Annotated in this window: 15 protein-coding genes; 2 read left to right on the top strand and 13 right to left on the bottom strand. The window is 73.0% G+C overall.

The window, feature by feature from the left end; all coding sequences use genetic code 11:
• The 13 genes from ACFW6A_RS26385 to ACFW6A_RS26325 are packed head-to-tail and all read right to left on the bottom strand — an operon-like array spanning position 1 to position 12,158.
• Entirely contained in the window at positions 1–777 is a 777-nt protein-coding gene (locus ACFW6A_RS26385) for a hypothetical protein (protein ID WP_351856581.1), read from the bottom strand.
• Between the two features lie 48 nt (positions 778–825).
• The gene (locus tag ACFW6A_RS26380) at positions 826–1,368 is read right to left on the bottom strand and encodes a nuclear transport factor 2 family protein (protein ID WP_351856579.1); all 543 of its coding nucleotides are present in this window, start codon (positions 1,366–1,368) and stop codon (positions 826–828) included.
• 26 nt (positions 1,369–1,394) lie between these two features.
• Positions 1,395–2,090 (bottom strand): hypothetical protein, encoded by a 696-nt coding sequence (locus tag ACFW6A_RS26375; RefSeq protein ID WP_386643378.1) that lies wholly within the window; start codon positions 2,088–2,090, stop codon positions 1,395–1,397.
• Positions 2,087–2,599, bottom strand: coding sequence for a hypothetical protein (locus tag ACFW6A_RS26370; protein WP_351856577.1), 513 nt, complete (start codon positions 2,597–2,599; stop codon positions 2,087–2,089). The genes ACFW6A_RS26375 and ACFW6A_RS26370 overlap by 4 nt, the downstream gene beginning before the upstream one ends.
• Positions 2,596–3,870, bottom strand: coding sequence for an MlaD family protein (locus tag ACFW6A_RS26365; RefSeq protein WP_351856575.1), 1,275 nt, complete (start codon positions 3,868–3,870; stop codon positions 2,596–2,598). The genes ACFW6A_RS26370 and ACFW6A_RS26365 overlap by 4 nt, the downstream gene beginning before the upstream one ends.
• A complete protein-coding gene (locus ACFW6A_RS26360) occupies positions 3,867–5,156 on the bottom strand; it encodes an MCE family protein (protein ID WP_386643373.1) in 1,290 nt (429 codons plus the stop codon). The genes ACFW6A_RS26365 and ACFW6A_RS26360 overlap by 4 nt, the downstream gene beginning before the upstream one ends.
• The gene (locus ACFW6A_RS26355; protein WP_386643370.1) at positions 5,153–6,208 is read right to left on the bottom strand and encodes an MCE family protein; all 1,056 of its coding nucleotides are present in this window, start codon (positions 6,206–6,208) and stop codon (positions 5,153–5,155) included. The genes ACFW6A_RS26360 and ACFW6A_RS26355 overlap by 4 nt, the downstream gene beginning before the upstream one ends.
• Positions 6,205–7,254, bottom strand: coding sequence for an MCE family protein (locus tag ACFW6A_RS26350; RefSeq protein WP_351856570.1), 1,050 nt, complete (start codon positions 7,252–7,254; stop codon positions 6,205–6,207). Before ACFW6A_RS26350 ends, ACFW6A_RS26355 begins: the two co-directional genes overlap by 4 nt.
• Entirely contained in the window at positions 7,251–8,321 is a 1,071-nt protein-coding gene (locus ACFW6A_RS26345) for an MCE family protein (RefSeq protein ID WP_386643367.1), read from the bottom strand. Before ACFW6A_RS26345 ends, ACFW6A_RS26350 begins: the two co-directional genes overlap by 4 nt.
• Positions 8,318–9,571: an MCE family protein gene (locus tag ACFW6A_RS26340; protein WP_351856566.1), complete on the bottom strand. Its 1,254-nt coding sequence runs from the start codon at positions 9,569–9,571 to the stop codon at positions 8,318–8,320. Before ACFW6A_RS26340 ends, ACFW6A_RS26345 begins: the two co-directional genes overlap by 4 nt.
• Position 9,572: 1 nt before the next feature.
• Entirely contained in the window at positions 9,573–10,379 is an 807-nt protein-coding gene (locus ACFW6A_RS26335) for an ABC transporter permease (RefSeq protein ID WP_351856564.1), read from the bottom strand.
• A gap of 4 nt (positions 10,380–10,383) precedes the next feature.
• Positions 10,384–11,148: an ABC transporter permease gene (locus ACFW6A_RS26330; RefSeq protein WP_351856562.1), complete on the bottom strand. Its 765-nt coding sequence runs from the start codon at positions 11,146–11,148 to the stop codon at positions 10,384–10,386.
• Positions 11,145–12,158, bottom strand: a complete 1,014-nt coding sequence (locus ACFW6A_RS26325; protein WP_351856560.1) for an ATP-binding cassette domain-containing protein — start codon at positions 12,156–12,158, stop codon at positions 11,145–11,147. The genes ACFW6A_RS26330 and ACFW6A_RS26325 overlap by 4 nt, the downstream gene beginning before the upstream one ends.
• A 617-nt stretch (positions 12,159–12,775) precedes the next feature.
• Here ACFW6A_RS26325 and ACFW6A_RS26320 point away from each other — a divergent pair.
• Both ACFW6A_RS26320 and ACFW6A_RS26315 read left to right on the top strand, forming a co-directional pair.
• Complete coding sequence (locus tag ACFW6A_RS26320; protein ID WP_351856558.1) at positions 12,776–13,411, top strand: hypothetical protein; 636 nt, start codon at positions 12,776–12,778, stop codon at positions 13,409–13,411.
• A gap of 161 nt (positions 13,412–13,572) precedes the next feature.
• Positions 13,573–15,144 (top strand): DUF6801 domain-containing protein, encoded by a 1,572-nt coding sequence (locus ACFW6A_RS26315; protein ID WP_386643362.1) that lies wholly within the window; start codon positions 13,573–13,575, stop codon positions 15,142–15,144.
• Positions 15,145–15,200: the final 56 nt, after the last annotated feature.

Raw genomic sequence — 15,200 nt, 5'->3', positions numbered from 1 at the left:
TCAGCGGCCGAAGGTGTCGATGCCCTCGACCAGCCAGGTCCCGTCGCGCCGGACGACGTCCACGGCGAACATCGCGCCCGCGTAGACCCCTTGGTCCTGGGACTGGGCCTGGGCCTGGGCCTTCGGCTGCCCCTTGCCCGCCTTCGGCTTCGGGGTGCCGGCCGTGCTCACGCTGCTCTGGTCCGCGTAGACCAGCACGCGGGCGCGGTCACCGTCGATCCGCTCGACCGCGCTGTCGGTGACGGTCGTGGTGATCACCGACTTCTGCGCGGCGGCCTGGGCCAGCACCCCGGCGAAGAGCGTCCGGTGCTGCTCGACGGCCTTGCCGGTGAGGAAGGTCTTCCCGGCCCGCTCGAAGGCGGCGGCGTCGGTGTGGTCGTAGGAGAAGAGGGCGGCGACCGCCACGGCCGTCTGCCCCTTGATCTCGCTGGTGCGGGCCGGGTCGGTGAGGGCCGTGTTCCCGCGCGCCGGGTCGTCGCGCAGCTCGCCCGCCCTGCTCTGCGCCCAACCCGCGAAGCCGCCGAGCAGGAGGGTCAGGACGCACAGGACGAGGAGGGGGACGCGGTGCCGCCGCGGCCGGGCCTCCCGGCCGTCCCCGTGCCGCTCCGCCGCCCCGGACCCCCCCTCCTCCGGTACGGGCTTCGCCGCCGTGCGCCGTCGCGGCGCCGGCGCGGGCCCGGTCAGGAGGCCGACGGGGGCCTTGGCGTCGGCGGCCGGCTGGTCGGCGCGGGCCTGGCGGCGGCGCTCGCGGTTGAGGTGGTGGCGGGGCGTCGGCATGGTGCGGTGTCCTTTCGGGTGCTGGCGGCTCTCGGGGGCGGCCGGGCGTCAGCCGGCCGCCGTGCCCCCCACGGGGGCCTGCCCCAGACCGCTGAGCTTCCACTGCCCGTCGGCGCGGGTGAGTTCGCCCAGCATGCGGCTGTCCTTGTCGGTGCTCTTGTTGTCCGGCGTCGTGACGGTGACGCGGAGGGCGACGAGCAGCCGGGCCCGCCCCGACCGGTCGTCGAGTTCCGTGACGGCGCCGGACAGCACCCGCGCCGTCGTCACCGTCTTCGCCGCCTTCACCTGGTCGGCGAACTCCTCCCGGCCGCCGACGAGCTGCTCGTGCAGCTCGCCGGTGGTGGAGGACTCCCAGAGGTCCAGCCCCCGGTCGACCTGCCGGTGGTCGAGCGTGTTGAGGTTCTGCACGGCCTGCTCCCCCGCGGCGAGCGCCCGGTCGCGTTCGGCGGCGTACGCGGCGGTGTCGTCGTGGGCCGCGGCGTACCAGCCCTGGCCGGTCCAGGCCGCGAAGCCGCCCGCGACGAGGGTGAGCACGAGGGCCGCGGCCAGGGCCGGCCGGGTGCCGGCCGGAGTGCGGACCGCGCGTGTCATGAGGTGCTCCCGTCTCCCGCCCATGGTCAGCGGGCCTTGATGTCGGTGATCAGCCACCGGTCGTCCTGGAACCGCGCGGTGACGGTGAGCTGGGCCGCCGCGGAGGTGGCCGCGGCCCTGTCCCGGCGCGAGACCTGGTCGAGGAAGACGAGGAGGCGCGCGGTGTCCCCGTCGAGCTCGATGACGCCGGTGCGGACGGCCTGGGTGGAGAGGGTGATCCGCTGCTCCACCAGGCTCTTGCGGACCTGGGCGAACAGGTCGGCGTACTGGCGGGCGGCGCGGCCGGCCAGTACGGTCCCGGCGCTGCGTTCGGCGGCGTCGGAGCTGGTGGGCGTGTAGGAGAAGATCCGGGCGAGGCCCTCCGCGACGTCGCCCCCGACGCGGGTGGTCGCGGCGGCGTCGGTGAGCGCCTGGTTCCGCGCCGACGGCGTCGACCGGAGCTGGTGGGCGCCGTGGAAGAAGGCGCCGCCGCCGAGGAGGAGGACGGCGAGGGCGGTGGCGAGGGCGGCCTTGCGGCGGACGCCGGCGGGGCGGCGGGGGCCGGCGCCGGTACCGTCCTCGGCCGCCTCCTCGTCCCCGGCGGCCTCCCCGGTCCCGGGCTCGGGCTCGGTTGCGGGGTCGGGCTCGGTTCCGTCTTCGGTTCCGGGCCCGGCCGTCTTCTCGGGCCCGGCCGTCTTCTCGGGCCCGGTTTCCGTTTCGGGGGTCGGCAGCGTTCGGCTCACTCGTTCCCGCCTTCCTCGGTTCCGGCGACGGGCACCGCGCTGAGCGCCGCCACCTGCCAGGTGTGCTCGCCGGTGCGGGTCAGGACGGCCTCCAGGCGTTTGCGGTCGGTGGTGGCGGTGCCGCCCTTCGGGGTGACGTCGACGCGCACGGTCGCGATGAGCTTCGCCGTCCCCGCGCGCGCGTCGAGGGCGGTGAGGGCGGCCTCGGTGACGGTGGCGCGGGCCGAGGCCCCCACCGCGGGCTCGGTGCGGCCCAGCTCTGCGCGGAGCGGGCCGGCGGACGCGTCGCGCCAGGCCTGGATGCCCGCCTCGGCGCGCTCGCGGGTGGAGGCGTCGAGGGAGTTGAGGACGGTGAGGCGCTGCCGGCCCTCGGCGAGGGCCGTGTCCCGCTCGCGGCCGAAGGCCAGCTCCTGGTCGGTGCGGGCCTGGACGTAGGTCCAGGCGCCGGTGGCGCAGAAGCCGGCGGCGACGGCGAGGGCGGCGGCGGAGAGGAGCCCGGCCCGCCTCATCGGGCGCTCCCGGTCCTCAGACCGAGGAGCCCGGCCATGTCCGTCGGTCCGTCGGACCCGCCCGGCAGGGCGAGCGCGCCGGGCAGCACCGGCTTCGCCCCGCCCTTGCGGGGCGGCGCGTCCGGCAGCAGCGGGGCGGAACGGGCCGGGGCGGGCGCGGCGTCGCCCTTCGGGGCGTGCGCGGAGCCGCGGACGTTGACGCCGGAGCCCGCGGGGGCGGTGCAGGCGGCGCCGGTGTTGAGGGCGGGCGCGGTGCCGAGGTCCAGGCCGTTGCGGTAGCGCGTACCGCCGTAGCCGGAGGTGCAGGGCAGCGGCTTGAAGAAGGTGACGGCAAGACCGATGTGGAAGCGTCCGCCGTCCACGGCGGTGGCTCCGGCCGAGACGGCCGCCGGGTACTTCACGAGGAGTTCCTCGATGCCGCGCTGCCGGGTGAGGGCGATCTCGGAGGTGGTGAGGAGGTTGGCGAGGACGACGCTCAGGCTGGGGTCGAGGTCGTCGAGGAGGCCGCTGACCTGGCCGGCGGCGTCGGGCGTGACGGTGAGGAGCCGGCGCAGGTCGGCGTCGGAGTCCTTGAGGGTGGCGGAGAGTTCGCGGGCGCCGGTGGCGAAGTCCCGGATGGCGCGGCTCTCCTCGGCCTGGGTGCGCAGGACGACCTCGCCGTCCTCGATGAGGCGGGTGGTGGCCGGGAGGGACCGGTCGGCGGCCTGGACGAAGGCGCTGCCGCTGTCCAGGAGGACCTGGAGGTCGTCGCCGTGGCCCTCGAAGGCCTTGCCGAGTTCGTCGACGACCGTGCGCAGCGAGTCCAGGGGGACGGAGCGGGTCAGGTCGTCCATGCTGCTGAGCACGTCGGTGACCGGAGCCGGGACCTGGGTGTCGGCCTGCTCGATGCGGGCGCCGTCCGCGAGGAAGGGGGCGCCGTCGCTGTCCGGGCGCAGGTCGATGTACTGCTCGCCGACGGCGGAGAGTCCGGCGACGACGGCCTGCGCGTCGGCGGGGATCCGCGGGGCCGACTTCTTGATGCGCAGTTCGGCGACGACCCCGTCGGCGGTCAGGTCGATGGCTCCGACCCGGCCGACCGAGACGCCCCGGTAGGTGACGTCGGAGTGGGTGAACAGGCCGCCGGTACGGGCGAGGTGGACCCGCACCGTGTAGTGGTCGGCCACTCCGGCGTAGCGGCCGAGGTCGGCGTAGCGGATGCCGACGAAGGCGAGGACGGTGACGGCGATGACGAGGAACGCGAGGTTCTTCAGCCGTACGGTACGGGTGATCACCGCTGCGCGCCTCCGTCCTTCGGGGTGGTGACCGGTCCGGACGGGGGCGCCGTCCGGACCGGGGGCAGGGGCAGGGGCGACCGCGTGCCCGGGGCGGTGCCGTCGGCGCCCCGCCGCTGGGCGGCGGGGGCCTCCGGGTCCGTCGGGGCCGGCGTGGGGGTGGGCGTCGGGGTGGGGTCCGCCTGTGGGACGAGCGGCGGGATCACCTCGGTGCCGGGTTCGGCCGCCAGGTACAGGTAGGTGTTGAGGTAGTCGCCCTTGATGCCCTTCATGACCTCGTCGGTGAAGGGGTACGTGAGCAGCACCTGGAGCGAGTCCGGGAGGTCGGCGCCGGCGTCGGCGAGGGCGGTGAGGGTCGGGGCGAGGGCCTTGAGGTCGGCGATCATGTCCTTCTTGCTCGCCTCGACGGTGGAGACGGCGACGCCGGAGAGGGTGTCGAGGGCGCGGAGCATGGTGAGCAGCGAACCCCGCTGCTGTTCCAGCGTCTTCAGGCCGGGCGAGAGGTCGGTGAGGATGGTGTCCACGTCCTTCTTGCGGCCGGCGAGGGTGGTGGAGAGCCGGTTGAGGCCGTCGAGGGCGCGGGTGATGTCGCCGCGGTGCGCGTCCAGGTTCGTCACCAGGGTGTTCACCCGCCTGAGCATGGAGCGGACCTCGGGTTCGCGTCCGCCGAGCGCCGCGTCGAGTTCACGGGTGATGGTCTTGAGCTGGTTGACGCCGCCGCCGTTGAGCAGGAGGGAGAGGGCGCCGAACACCTCCTCGACCTCCGTGTTGCGGTTGGTGCGGGTCAGCGGGATGACGCTGCCGTCGGTGAGGCGGGCGCCGGCGTCCCGGCGGGCGGCGGCCTGCACCGTGCCCCGGGGGGCGGTGGCGGCTGCCTGGGGCGGGGCGACCAGCTGGACGTACTTCTCGCCGAGGAGGCTGGACTGCTCCACCCGGGCGCCGGTGTCGGCGGGGAGCCGGACCTCGCCGTTGATCTTGAGGGTGACGCGGGCGGACCAGGTGGCCGGGTCCAGTTCGATGGCGGTGACGCGGCCGACGGCGACGTCGTTGACCTTGACCGCGGACTGCGGCACCAGGCTGAGGACGTCGGCGATCTCGGCGGTGACGGTGTAGGGGTGGGCGCCGAGGTCGGCGCCGCCGGGCAGCGGCAGGTCCTCGATGCCGTCGAAGCGGACGGGGACCGAGGGCACGGCGCCGAGGGCGACGGCCAGGCCGAGGCCGAGCGCGACCGCGCCGACGGCTCCGGCGCCCGCGGCCCTGGCCGAGGGCAGGCGGGGGCGTCTCACCAGTCCTCCTGTGCGGTGGGGGCCGGGGGTCCGGCGGTGGGGGCGGCTCCGCCGGCGGCGGCTCCGGTGACGGGCAGCGGGAGCAGCGGGCCGCCCATGCTGATCTCGTTGAGGTTGGCGCGGCCGTCGATGGTCCGGGTGGACGGGTTGTAGGCGTTGACGAGGTTGCCGGCGGCGAGGGGGGCGACGTCGAGGGCCTCGGCGAGCGAGGCGCGCTGATCGACGAGGGTCTGGGTGAGGGGGACGAGCCGGTCGACGTTCTTCTTCAGTTCGCCGCGGTTGTCCTTGATGAAGGTCTTCACCTGGGCGAGGGCCCTGCCGAGTTCCTGGAGGGCGCCGGCGAGGTCGTCCTTGTTCTCGGCGAAGAATCCGACGACGTCGTCGAGGCGTTCCTGGGCGGTGCGGACGGAGCTGTCCTTCTCCTTGAGCATGGTGGTGAAGCTCTGGAGCTGGGCGAGGGTGGCGAAGAGGTTCTCGCTGCTGCCGTCGAGGGTCTTGGCGGCCTTGCCGAAGCGGTCGATGGAGGTGCCGATGGCGGCGCCGTTGCCCTTGAGGTTCTTCGCTCCGGTGTCGAGGAGGGCGGAGAGCGCTCCGGCGGAGTTGGCGCCGTTCGGGCCGAGCGCCTCGCTCAGGTCGGTGATGGAGGCGTACAGCTGGTCGATCTCGACGGGGACGCGGTTGCGGGAGGCGGGGAGTTCGGCGCCGTCGCCGAGGGCGGGGCCCTCGCTGTAGGCGGGGCTGAGCTGGACGTACCGGTCGGCGACGACGCTGGGGGCGACGACGAGGGCGCGGGCGTCGGCGGGGACCCGGACGCCCTCGTCGAGGCGGAGCGCGACGCGGACGCGGGTGCCCTGGGGCTCCACCGACTCGACCTCTCCGACGCGGACGCCGAGGACCCGCAGGTCGGATCCGGCGTAGATGCCGACGGCCCGGTCGAAGTAGGCGGTGACGCGGATGCCGTCCCCGTCGAGGACGCGCACGGCGACGAGGCCGCAGGCGGCGAGCACCGCGAGCGCGAGGCCGGCGACGAGGGGTCTTCTGGTCCTGGTCATCGGGCACCGCTCCCCTTCGCCGTGGTCTTCTGCTTCGGCGGCATGCAGCCGGTGGCGGGCAGGGAGCCTGCGGGCAGGTACTCGCGGGGCACCACGCCGCACAGGTAGCTGTCGAACCAGCGGCCGGTGCCGAGGGTGTTGCCGACGAGCCGGTAGTACGGGCCGACGAGCGCGAGCGTCTTGTCGAGCTGCCCGCTGTTCTTCTCCAGGACGCCGGTGACCCGGCCGAGGGCCTTGAGGGTCGGGCCGAGCTGCCGGTCGTTGTCGTCGACGAGGCCGCTGAGTTCGGTGCCGAGCGCCCGGCTGCCCTTGAGCAGGGCGCGGATGGCGTCGCGGCGCTTCTGCAGTTCGCCGAGCAGGGAGCCGCCGTCCTCCAGGAGCACCTCGAAGCTGGACTTCTTGTTCTTGAGGGTCTTGGTGAAGCGGTCGCTGTTCTCGAGGAGGCGGGCGAGTTCGGTGTCCCGCTTGGAGACGGTCTTCGACAGTTCGGACAGGCCGTCGGCGGCGCTGCGCACGTGCGGCGGCGAGTCCTTGAAGGTGTCGGAGATGGTCCGGAAGCTCTCGGCGAGCTGGGCGGTGTCGATGTCGTCGATGGTGCCGCTGAGGTCCTGGAAGGCCTGCGTCACGTCGTACGGGGACGTGGTGCGGGAGAGCGGGATGCGGGTCCCGGGGTCCTGGCGGGCGGAGCCCAGCGGGTCGAGGGCGAGGTACTTCTCGCCGAGGAGGGTCTTGATGGCGATGGCGGCGGTGGACCGGTCCCCGACCCAGGCGTCGCCGACCTCGAAGGTCACCTTGACCTTGGGGCCGTCGAGGGTGACGCCGGTGACCTCGCCGACCTTGACGCCGGCGATCCGCACCTCGTCGCCGGAGTCGAGCCCGGCGGCCTCGGAGAAGTCGGCGCTGTAGGAGGTGTCGCCGCCGACGAGGGGGAGCCGGTCGACGTTGTAGGCGAGGGTGGCGAGAAGGCCGAGGAGGACGAGTCCGACGACGGCGACCGCGAGGGGGTTGCGTTCCTTCACCGGCTTGATCCGGCCGAGGGGGCTCATCCGCGGCACCTCGGTTCCGTCACGGCGATGCCGGTCGGCGGCTCGGAGCCGTCGGAGGACTTCACTCCGCTCACGCGCGCCTCGCAGAGGTAGAGGTTGAACCACGAGCCGTACGACGAGAGGCGGGCCAGGGCGGTCAGCTTGCCGGGCGTGCGGGCCAGGAAGTCCTCGATCTGCGGGGTGTGGTCGCCGAGGGTGCCGGAGAGCCTGCCGAGTTCGCGGATGTCCTTCTTCAGGGGGGCCCGCCCGTCCTGGAGGAGTCCGGCGGTGGTGGTGGTGAGGTCGCCCATGGCCCGGACCGCCTCGCCGAGGGGCTTGCGGTCGGTGTTGAAGCCGGTGACGAGCTTCTGGAGGGTGACGACGAGGTCCTCGAAGCCGGCCTCGCGGTCGTTGAGGGTGGTGAGGACGGTGTTGAGGTGGGTGACGACCTCCCCGACGACCTTGTCCTTGGCGGCCACGGTGCTGGTGAGGGAGCCGATGTGGCGCAGCAGGCTGTCGACGGTGCCGCTCTCGCCCTGGAGGACCTGGACGAGCGAGCCGGCGAGGTCGTTGACGTCGGCGGGCGAGAGGCCCTCGAAGAGCGGCTTGAAGCCGTTGAACAGCAGGGTCAGGTCGAGGGCGGGGGTGGTGCGGTCGAGCGGGATGGTGTCGCCGTCCGCCAGGGTGCCGGTCAGTTCGCCGCTGCCGCGGCCGAGGGAGACGTACCGCTGGCCGACCATGTTGAGGTACTTCACGGCGGCGGTGGCGGAGCGGGGCAGGGTGCGGTCCTCGCGGACCGAGAAGGTGACCTGGGCGGTGCGCCGCTCGACGACCCGCACGTCGGTCACCTCGCCGACCTTCACGCCCGCGATGCGCACCGAGTCGCCGGCGACGAGGCCGGTGACGTCGGTGAAGAGCGCCTTGTAGGAGCGGGTGGGGGCGCCGACGCCGGTGTTGGCGATGCTGAACCCGAGCACGGTGGTGGCCAGGGCCGTGACCAGGACGAACGCGAGGGACTTGAGGACGGTGCCGGTGAGTCCGCGGCGCCGGGTGTGGCTCCGCTTCGCGGTCTTCGTCTGCGTCGTCATCGGAGGGTCACCTCCGCTCCGCGGAAGGCCGGGCCCGCGAGCAGGCTGCTCCAGTCGGGCAGGTCCCCGGGGCTCTTCTCGGCGGCGGGGGCGAGGAGTTCGGTGACGAGGTCGTTCTCCTGCGGGGAGTTGGCCGGGCCGAGGTCCTGGTCGGCGGCGGCGGACGCGCGGGCGGCGGGGGCGGCGGGGACGCCGAGGTAGGGCACGGGGTAGCAGCGGGGGCCGCCGCCGGAGCCGTACCGCGGGGTGTCCCGGCCGGGGAGGTACGCGCCGCGGGAGGGCGCGGTGGTGACGTTCACGTGCAGTCCCGGCCGCTTGGTGCCCTTGCCGAGCGCCTTGTCCATGGCGGGCACGAACTGGGCGAGGGTGCGCAGGGTGCAGGGGAAGGAGGAGGAGTGCGCGGAGAGCAGTTCCAGGGTGGGCCGGCTCGTGGCGCCGAGCCGGATGACGGTGTCCTTGTTCTTCCGCAGGAAGGCGGTCAGGTCCTGGGCGGTGCGGGTGGTGGCGCCGAGGGTGCCGGAGAGCGCCGCCTCCTTCTCGGCGAGGGTGCCGCTGGTGGTGGTGAAGTCGGTGAGCGCCGTCAGGATGTCCGGGGCGGCGTCCGCGTAGAGGTGGCTGACCTTCACGAGTTCCTTGAGGTCCCGGGTGAGGGCGGGCAGGTGGGGGTTGAACTTCTTGAGGTGGCCGTCGAGCCGGGCGAGGGTGTCGCCGAGCTTCTCGCCGCGGCCTTCGAGGGCCTGGGAGACGGCCGACAGGGTGGCGGACAGCTTCTGCGGCTGGACGGCGGTGAGCATCGGCAGCAGGTTGTCGAGGACCTGCTGGAGTTCGACGGCGTTGCCGGAGCGGTCCTCGGGGATGACGGCGCCGGGTCCCAGGGGCCGGGTCGACGGGTTCCCTGGCGGCACGAGGGCCACGAACCGCTCGCCGAAGAGCGTGGTCGGCAGCATCTGCGCGCGGACGTCGGAGGGGACGTGCTCCAGGGTGCCGGGCCGCATGGCGAGGGTGAGCCGGGCGCCGGTCTCGGTGGCGTCGATGGCGCGGACCTCGCCGACGACGACGCCGCGGAGCTTCACCTCGGCGCCGAGGTGCATCTCGTTGCCGACGCTGCCGGTCTCGACGGTGATCGGGTCGGAGTCGGTGAACTTCTTTTCGTAGACGGCCACCGCCAGCCAGGCCAGCAGGGCGGGGACCAGCAGGAAGACGACGCCGGCGGAGCGGCGGCGCAGGGTCTGGCCTCGTGGAGCGTTCATCTCACCCCGCCACCTTCACGGTCGTGGTCGCGCCCCAGATGGCGAGCGACAGGAAGAAGTCGGTGACGCTGATCAGCACGATGGCGTTGCGCACGGACCGGCCGACCGCGATGCCGACGCCGGCGGGGCCGCCGGAGGCGCGGAAGCCGTAGTAGCAGTGGGCGACGATCACCATCACGCTGAAGATCAGCACCTTCAGCATCGACAGCAGGACGTCCGTCGGGGACAGGAACAGGTTGAAGTAGTGGTCGTACGTCCCCCGGGACTGTCCGTTGAAGAGGACGGTCACCGTGCGGGAGGCCAGGTAGGAGGAGAGCAGGCCGATCGCGTAGAGCGGGACGATGGCGACGACGCCCGCGATGATGCGGGTGGTGACCAGGTAGGGCATGGAGCGGATGCCCATGCCTTCGAGGGCGTCGACCTCCTCGTTGATCCGCATCGCGCCGAGCTGGGCGGTGAAGCCGGCGCCGACGGTCGCGGAGAGGGCGAGGCCGGCGACGAGCGGGGCGATCTCGCGGGTGTTGAAGTAGGCGGAGACGAAGCCGGTGAAGGCGGCGGTGCCGATCTGTTCGAGGGCGGCGTGGCCCTGGAGTCCGACGACGGTCCCGGTGAAGAGCGTCATCGCGATCATGACGCCGACGGTGCCGCCGACGACGCCGAGGCCGCCGGAGCCGAAGGCGACCTCGGCGAGCAGCCGCTGCACCTCCTTGAGGTAGCGGCGCAGGGTCCTCGGGACCCAGAGGAGGGCCCTCACGTAGAACAGCAGCTGGTCGCCGGAGCGGTCGAGCCAGGCGAGCGGGGAGGCCATCGTCTCAGCCTCCCTTCGGCGGGACGATCTGGAGGTAGAGGCCCGTCAGCACCATGTTCACGAAGAACAGCAGCATGAAGGTGATGACGACGGCCTGGTTGACGGCGTCGCCGACGCCCTTGGGGCCGCCGCGCGGGTTGAGGCCCCGGTAGGCGGCGACGATGCCCGCGATGAACCCGAAGACCAGGGCCTTGAGTTCGCTGACGTAGAGGTCGGGCAGCTGGGCGAGGGCGGAGAAGCTGGAGAGGTACGCGCCGGGCGTGCCGCCCTGGAGCACGATGTTGAAGAAGTAGCCGCCGAGGGTGCCGACGACGGAGACCATGCCGTTGAGGAGCACGGCGACGGCCATCGTGGCGAGGACGCGCGGGACGACGAGGCGCTGGACGGGCGAGACGCCCATGACCTCCATGGCGTCCAGCTCCTCGCGGATCTTGCGGGAGCCGAGGTCGGCGCAGATCGCGGAGCCCGCGGCGCCGGAGATGAGCAGGGCGACGATGAGCGGGCTGGCCTGCTGGATCACGGCGAGGACGGAGGCGCCGCCGGTGAAGGACTGGGCGCCCAGCTGCTGGGTGAGCGAGCCGACCTGGAGGGCGATCACGGCGCCGAACGGGATGGAGACGAGGGCGGCCGGCAGGATGGTGACACTGGCGACGAACCAGAACTGCTCGACGAACTCCCGGAACTGGAAGGGCCTGCGGAAGACCGCCCGGCTCACCTCGGCGGCGAGCGCGAAGAGGCGGCCGGTCTGCCGCAGCGCCCCGCCGATCACGCGCCGCCCCCGGCGGACGGCAGCGGGACGGTCGGCGCGGCGGCGTGGCGCGCGTAGGTGGACTCGATGGCGGCGCGGGCGGCGGGCGGCAGGGTGTCCAGCATGCCGAGGACGCGCTCGCGGCGGCGGATCACGGCCGCGCGCGGGGGCAGCCCGGGCGAGGGCTCCAGCTGCGGGACGATGACGCGGGGGGCGTCCGCCGGCCCGGCGGGGGCGAGGTCGGCCTCGGCGGCGAGGGTGGCGGCGTCCTTCTCCTCGGACATGCCGATGGGGCCTTCGCGGCGGCCGGCGAGGAACTGGGTGACGACCGGTTCGTCGCTGGTGAGGAGCACCTCGCGGGGGCCGAAGGTGACGAGTTCGCGCCGGAAGAACATCCCCATGTTGTCGGGGACGGTGGCGGCGATGTCGAGGTTGTGGGTGACGATCAGCATCGTCGCGTCGATCCGCGCGTTGAGGTCGATCAGCAGCTGGGAGAGGTACGCGGTGCGGACGGGGTCCAGGCCGGAGTCCGGTTCGTCGCACAGGACGATCTGCGGGTCGAGCACCAGGGCGCGGGCCAGGCCGGCGCGCTTGCGCATGCCGCCGCTGATCTCGCCCGGCAGCTTGCCCTCGGCGCCCAGCAGGCCGACGAGTTCGATGCGTTCCATGACGATGCGCCGGATCTCGGACTCGCGCTTGCGGGTGTGCTCGCGCAGCGGGAAGGCGATGTTGTCGAAGAGGGTCATGGAGCCGAAGAGGGCGCCGTCCTGGAACATCAGACCGAAGAGCTTCCGGGTCTCGTAGATGTCCCGTTCGCGCCCGCCGACCATGTCGACGCCGTTGATGAGCACCCGACCCCGCTGGGGTTTCAGCAGTCCGATGAGCGATTTCAGGAAAACGGTCTTTCCGGTTCCGGAGGGGCCGAGCATGACGCTGACCTCTCCGGCCGGCAACGTCAGCGACACGTCCTGCCAGATGTTCTGCTTGCCGAAGGACATGGTCAGCCCCTCAACGACTACTTCGATTCCCATCCCACCTCCAGCAAGCGTGCGTGGCGCGTGCGCCGCGGGCGCACGGTAGGCCGTTCTGGATCACCCGGACAATACCTGTGGCGCAAAATCATTGATCCGCTTCCGCGTTTGTCACCGCGCAGACAAAGCGGGGGTCCGCTCTTGTCTCCGTCGCGACAGAATGGGGCGCCGACCTGCGACTGAGCGTCGACTCCCGGGAACGCTACGGCTGAGTAACCTCGCGGGGCAATACCGGATCCGGAGTTTTCACGGAACAGCACCGGGTGACGGTCTCCTTATCAGGGCGGAGACAATTCGCGGAGCCGGATTGTCACCGCCCGGAGAAATGCCGGCCGACGCCCGCCCGACCCCTCGCCCGACCTCGGACGATCGATCATAATTGTCGACATTGCGCACTCCGGAACCAAGCGGATTCCCGCCACCGCTCACCCTCTTGACAGGCAATAAGCCGTCTTCAAAGAATCATGGTTCGCGCCATTGTTCGGCTAAGTTTCCCGCAAGTAACGTCTGGTTTCGCGGCGGGAGGACGGCCGGGTCGCCGACCACGTCCGCACCCGCCGCAGCACCCCCACCGAAGCACCCTCTGCCGGTCAATCCCCAAGGAGAACCCCAGAGCCATGAAGAAGCCGATCAGAAACCTGGCCGTCGTCGCGGGAGCCGCCGCCTCCGCGTTCGCCCTCGCCGTGAGCCCCGCCTCCGCGGTGGCCTCCACGGTCTGGACCGTCACCCCGTCCCCGGCCAACTTCACCGCGATCAACAGCGGGAACATCGTGCTCAGCGTCAACGGCATCGCCATGACGTGTACGAAGTCGAACGCCGGCGGCACGATGCAGAGCGCCACCGGCAACCCGGCCACCGTCGGCTCCATCAGCACCATGGTCTTCGGCGCCTCCGGCGTGCCCTGCACCAGCGTGCTGGGCACCGTGGTCGCCACCCCGACCCTGCCGTGGGCCGTGAAGGTCTTCGACTACACCGCCTCGACCGGCGTCTCGAAGGGCTACATCGACAACGTCAACGCCACGGTGACCGCGGGTGCCTGCACCTTCCGCGTCACGGGCAAGGCCTCCGGCACCTACACCAACTCGACGGGCAAGCTCGCCGTCAGCAGCCTGGCCGGCGAGCTCACCGTCGTCTCGGCCACCAACTGCGGCGGTGCCGTCCCGGTCGGCGCCAAGCCGACCTTCAAGGGCGACTACCTCGTCAAGGTGGCCGGCACCACCACCATCCCGACGATCGTCGGCTCCAACCCGTAAGGCAGCAGCACCCCGCGTCCGTCCGGCCGGCGCCCCCCGCCCGGCGGACGCGGGCCTGTCCGCGTTCGCGAACGACCCGAGCGGAGCACCGCATGAGAGGCCCAGGGCCCACCCCTCGATCCCCCCGCACCCGGGCGCGCGGGGCGACGATCGCCGCGTTCGTGGCGCTCGCCCCCCTGCTGCCGGCCGCGGCCGTCGCCGCCGGGTCGCTGAAGGTCGACGCCGCACTGCCCTACGTCTGCGCCCTGCCCTCGGGACAGCAGCCCGCGACGGTACGGATCACGGCGGCCTTCCCCGAACGGGCAGCCGTGGGCGAGGAGATCCGGCCCGCCGACGTCACCACGACGGTGGAGCTCCCCCCGGCGGCCGTGGCCGACCTCGTCGCGCTCAAGGCCGCCACCGTACGGGCCGAGAGCCGGCTCACGGTCGGCGTGGCCCAGGGCGAGCAGCGCGCGGAGGCCGTCTGGAGCGGCACGGCGCAGCCCGTCGCGGTGCCCGCCGAAGGCCCCCTCGTCCTCACCACGACCGGCGACGTGCCCTCCCTGACGACGGACACCACCGGCGAACTGACGCTCACCGCCGGGAAGTTCGCCGTCGACCTCGCCCCGGGCACCGCCGACGGCACGGCCACCGACCCGCCGTCCCTCTCCCTCTCCTGCGCCCCCGGCGAGGACGCGGGGGACCGTACGAGACTGGCCGCGGTCCCGGTCGGCGCCGAGGTCCCGACCGGGGAGCCCGGCACGCCGCCCTCCACCCCGTCCGCTCCCCCGCCGTCCGCCCCCGGCACCGGCCTGCCCCGGCCCCCGCTCCCGGCGGACCGGACGGCACCGGCGACGCCGGGGACGCCGGCGACGCCGGGGACGGCGAGCGGGACGCCGCAGGGCCCGCGGGCCGGGAAGCAGGCGGACGACGGGACCCCGGAGGGCGAGGAGCCGCCCGCCACCCAGGAGCCCCGCCCGGACGCCCCGCCCTGCATCACCGAGAAGCCGACCCCCTCCTCGCTGTCCGCGTACATCGTCGGCTACTCCAACGTGCGCAAGCTGAACGGCGCCAACCTCATCCCGCTCAGCTGCATCCAGGTCGAGCAGGGCCTCATCGAGTTCGTGGAGAAACCCGACGCCTTCCACATCATCACCCCCGCGGAGGGCGGCCTCTCCTACCAGGGGCGCAGGCAGACCCCGCCCTTCGAGGCGACCTTCCTGACCTTCGGCTTCGTCCCGACCACGGCGACCGTGGTCCTGGAGCAGGTGGGACCCCTGACCATGCGGGGCGACATGGCCCTCACCTTCCCGGTCAACACCGCGCTGGCTCACGTCCGCGTCCCCGTCGTCCTGCGCGTCCTCGACGCCGAGGTGAACGGCACCCGGCTGGACGTCGGCCCCTCCTGCCGCACGAAGACGCCCCTCAAGTCCCACGAACCCGAGCCCGAGAAGTACCCAGGGGACCACCTGGTGCTGGTGGGCCGGGGAGAGTACGAGTACGGCAAGGACTCCAAGGGCTACCTCGTCCTCGACGGCGGCCCGCTCACCGGCGAGGCGTTCATCCCGGCCTTCACGGGCTGCGGCGCCGGCGGCGAGGACCTCGACCCGCTCCTCACCGCCGCCATCTCCGGCCCCGGCAACCACATCAAGCAGATCCAGAGCCCCGTCTGCTCCGTGGGCGTCCCCGAGCCCCCGGCCGAGCTGTGCACCGAGGACGGCCAGCCCCGCCAGATCCCCAAGCCCGAACGCTGACCCGCACCGCCCGCACCGCCCCGTCACGCCCCGGCCCGTCACGCCACGCACCGCCC

Source organism: Streptomyces sp. NPDC058758 (assembly GCF_042746075.1).
Classification (GTDB): Bacteria; Actinomycetota; Actinomycetes; order Streptomycetales; family Streptomycetaceae; genus Streptomyces.
The sequence above is the reverse complement of the archived record's forward strand: the minus strand, read 5'-3'. Positions and strand labels throughout refer to the sequence as shown.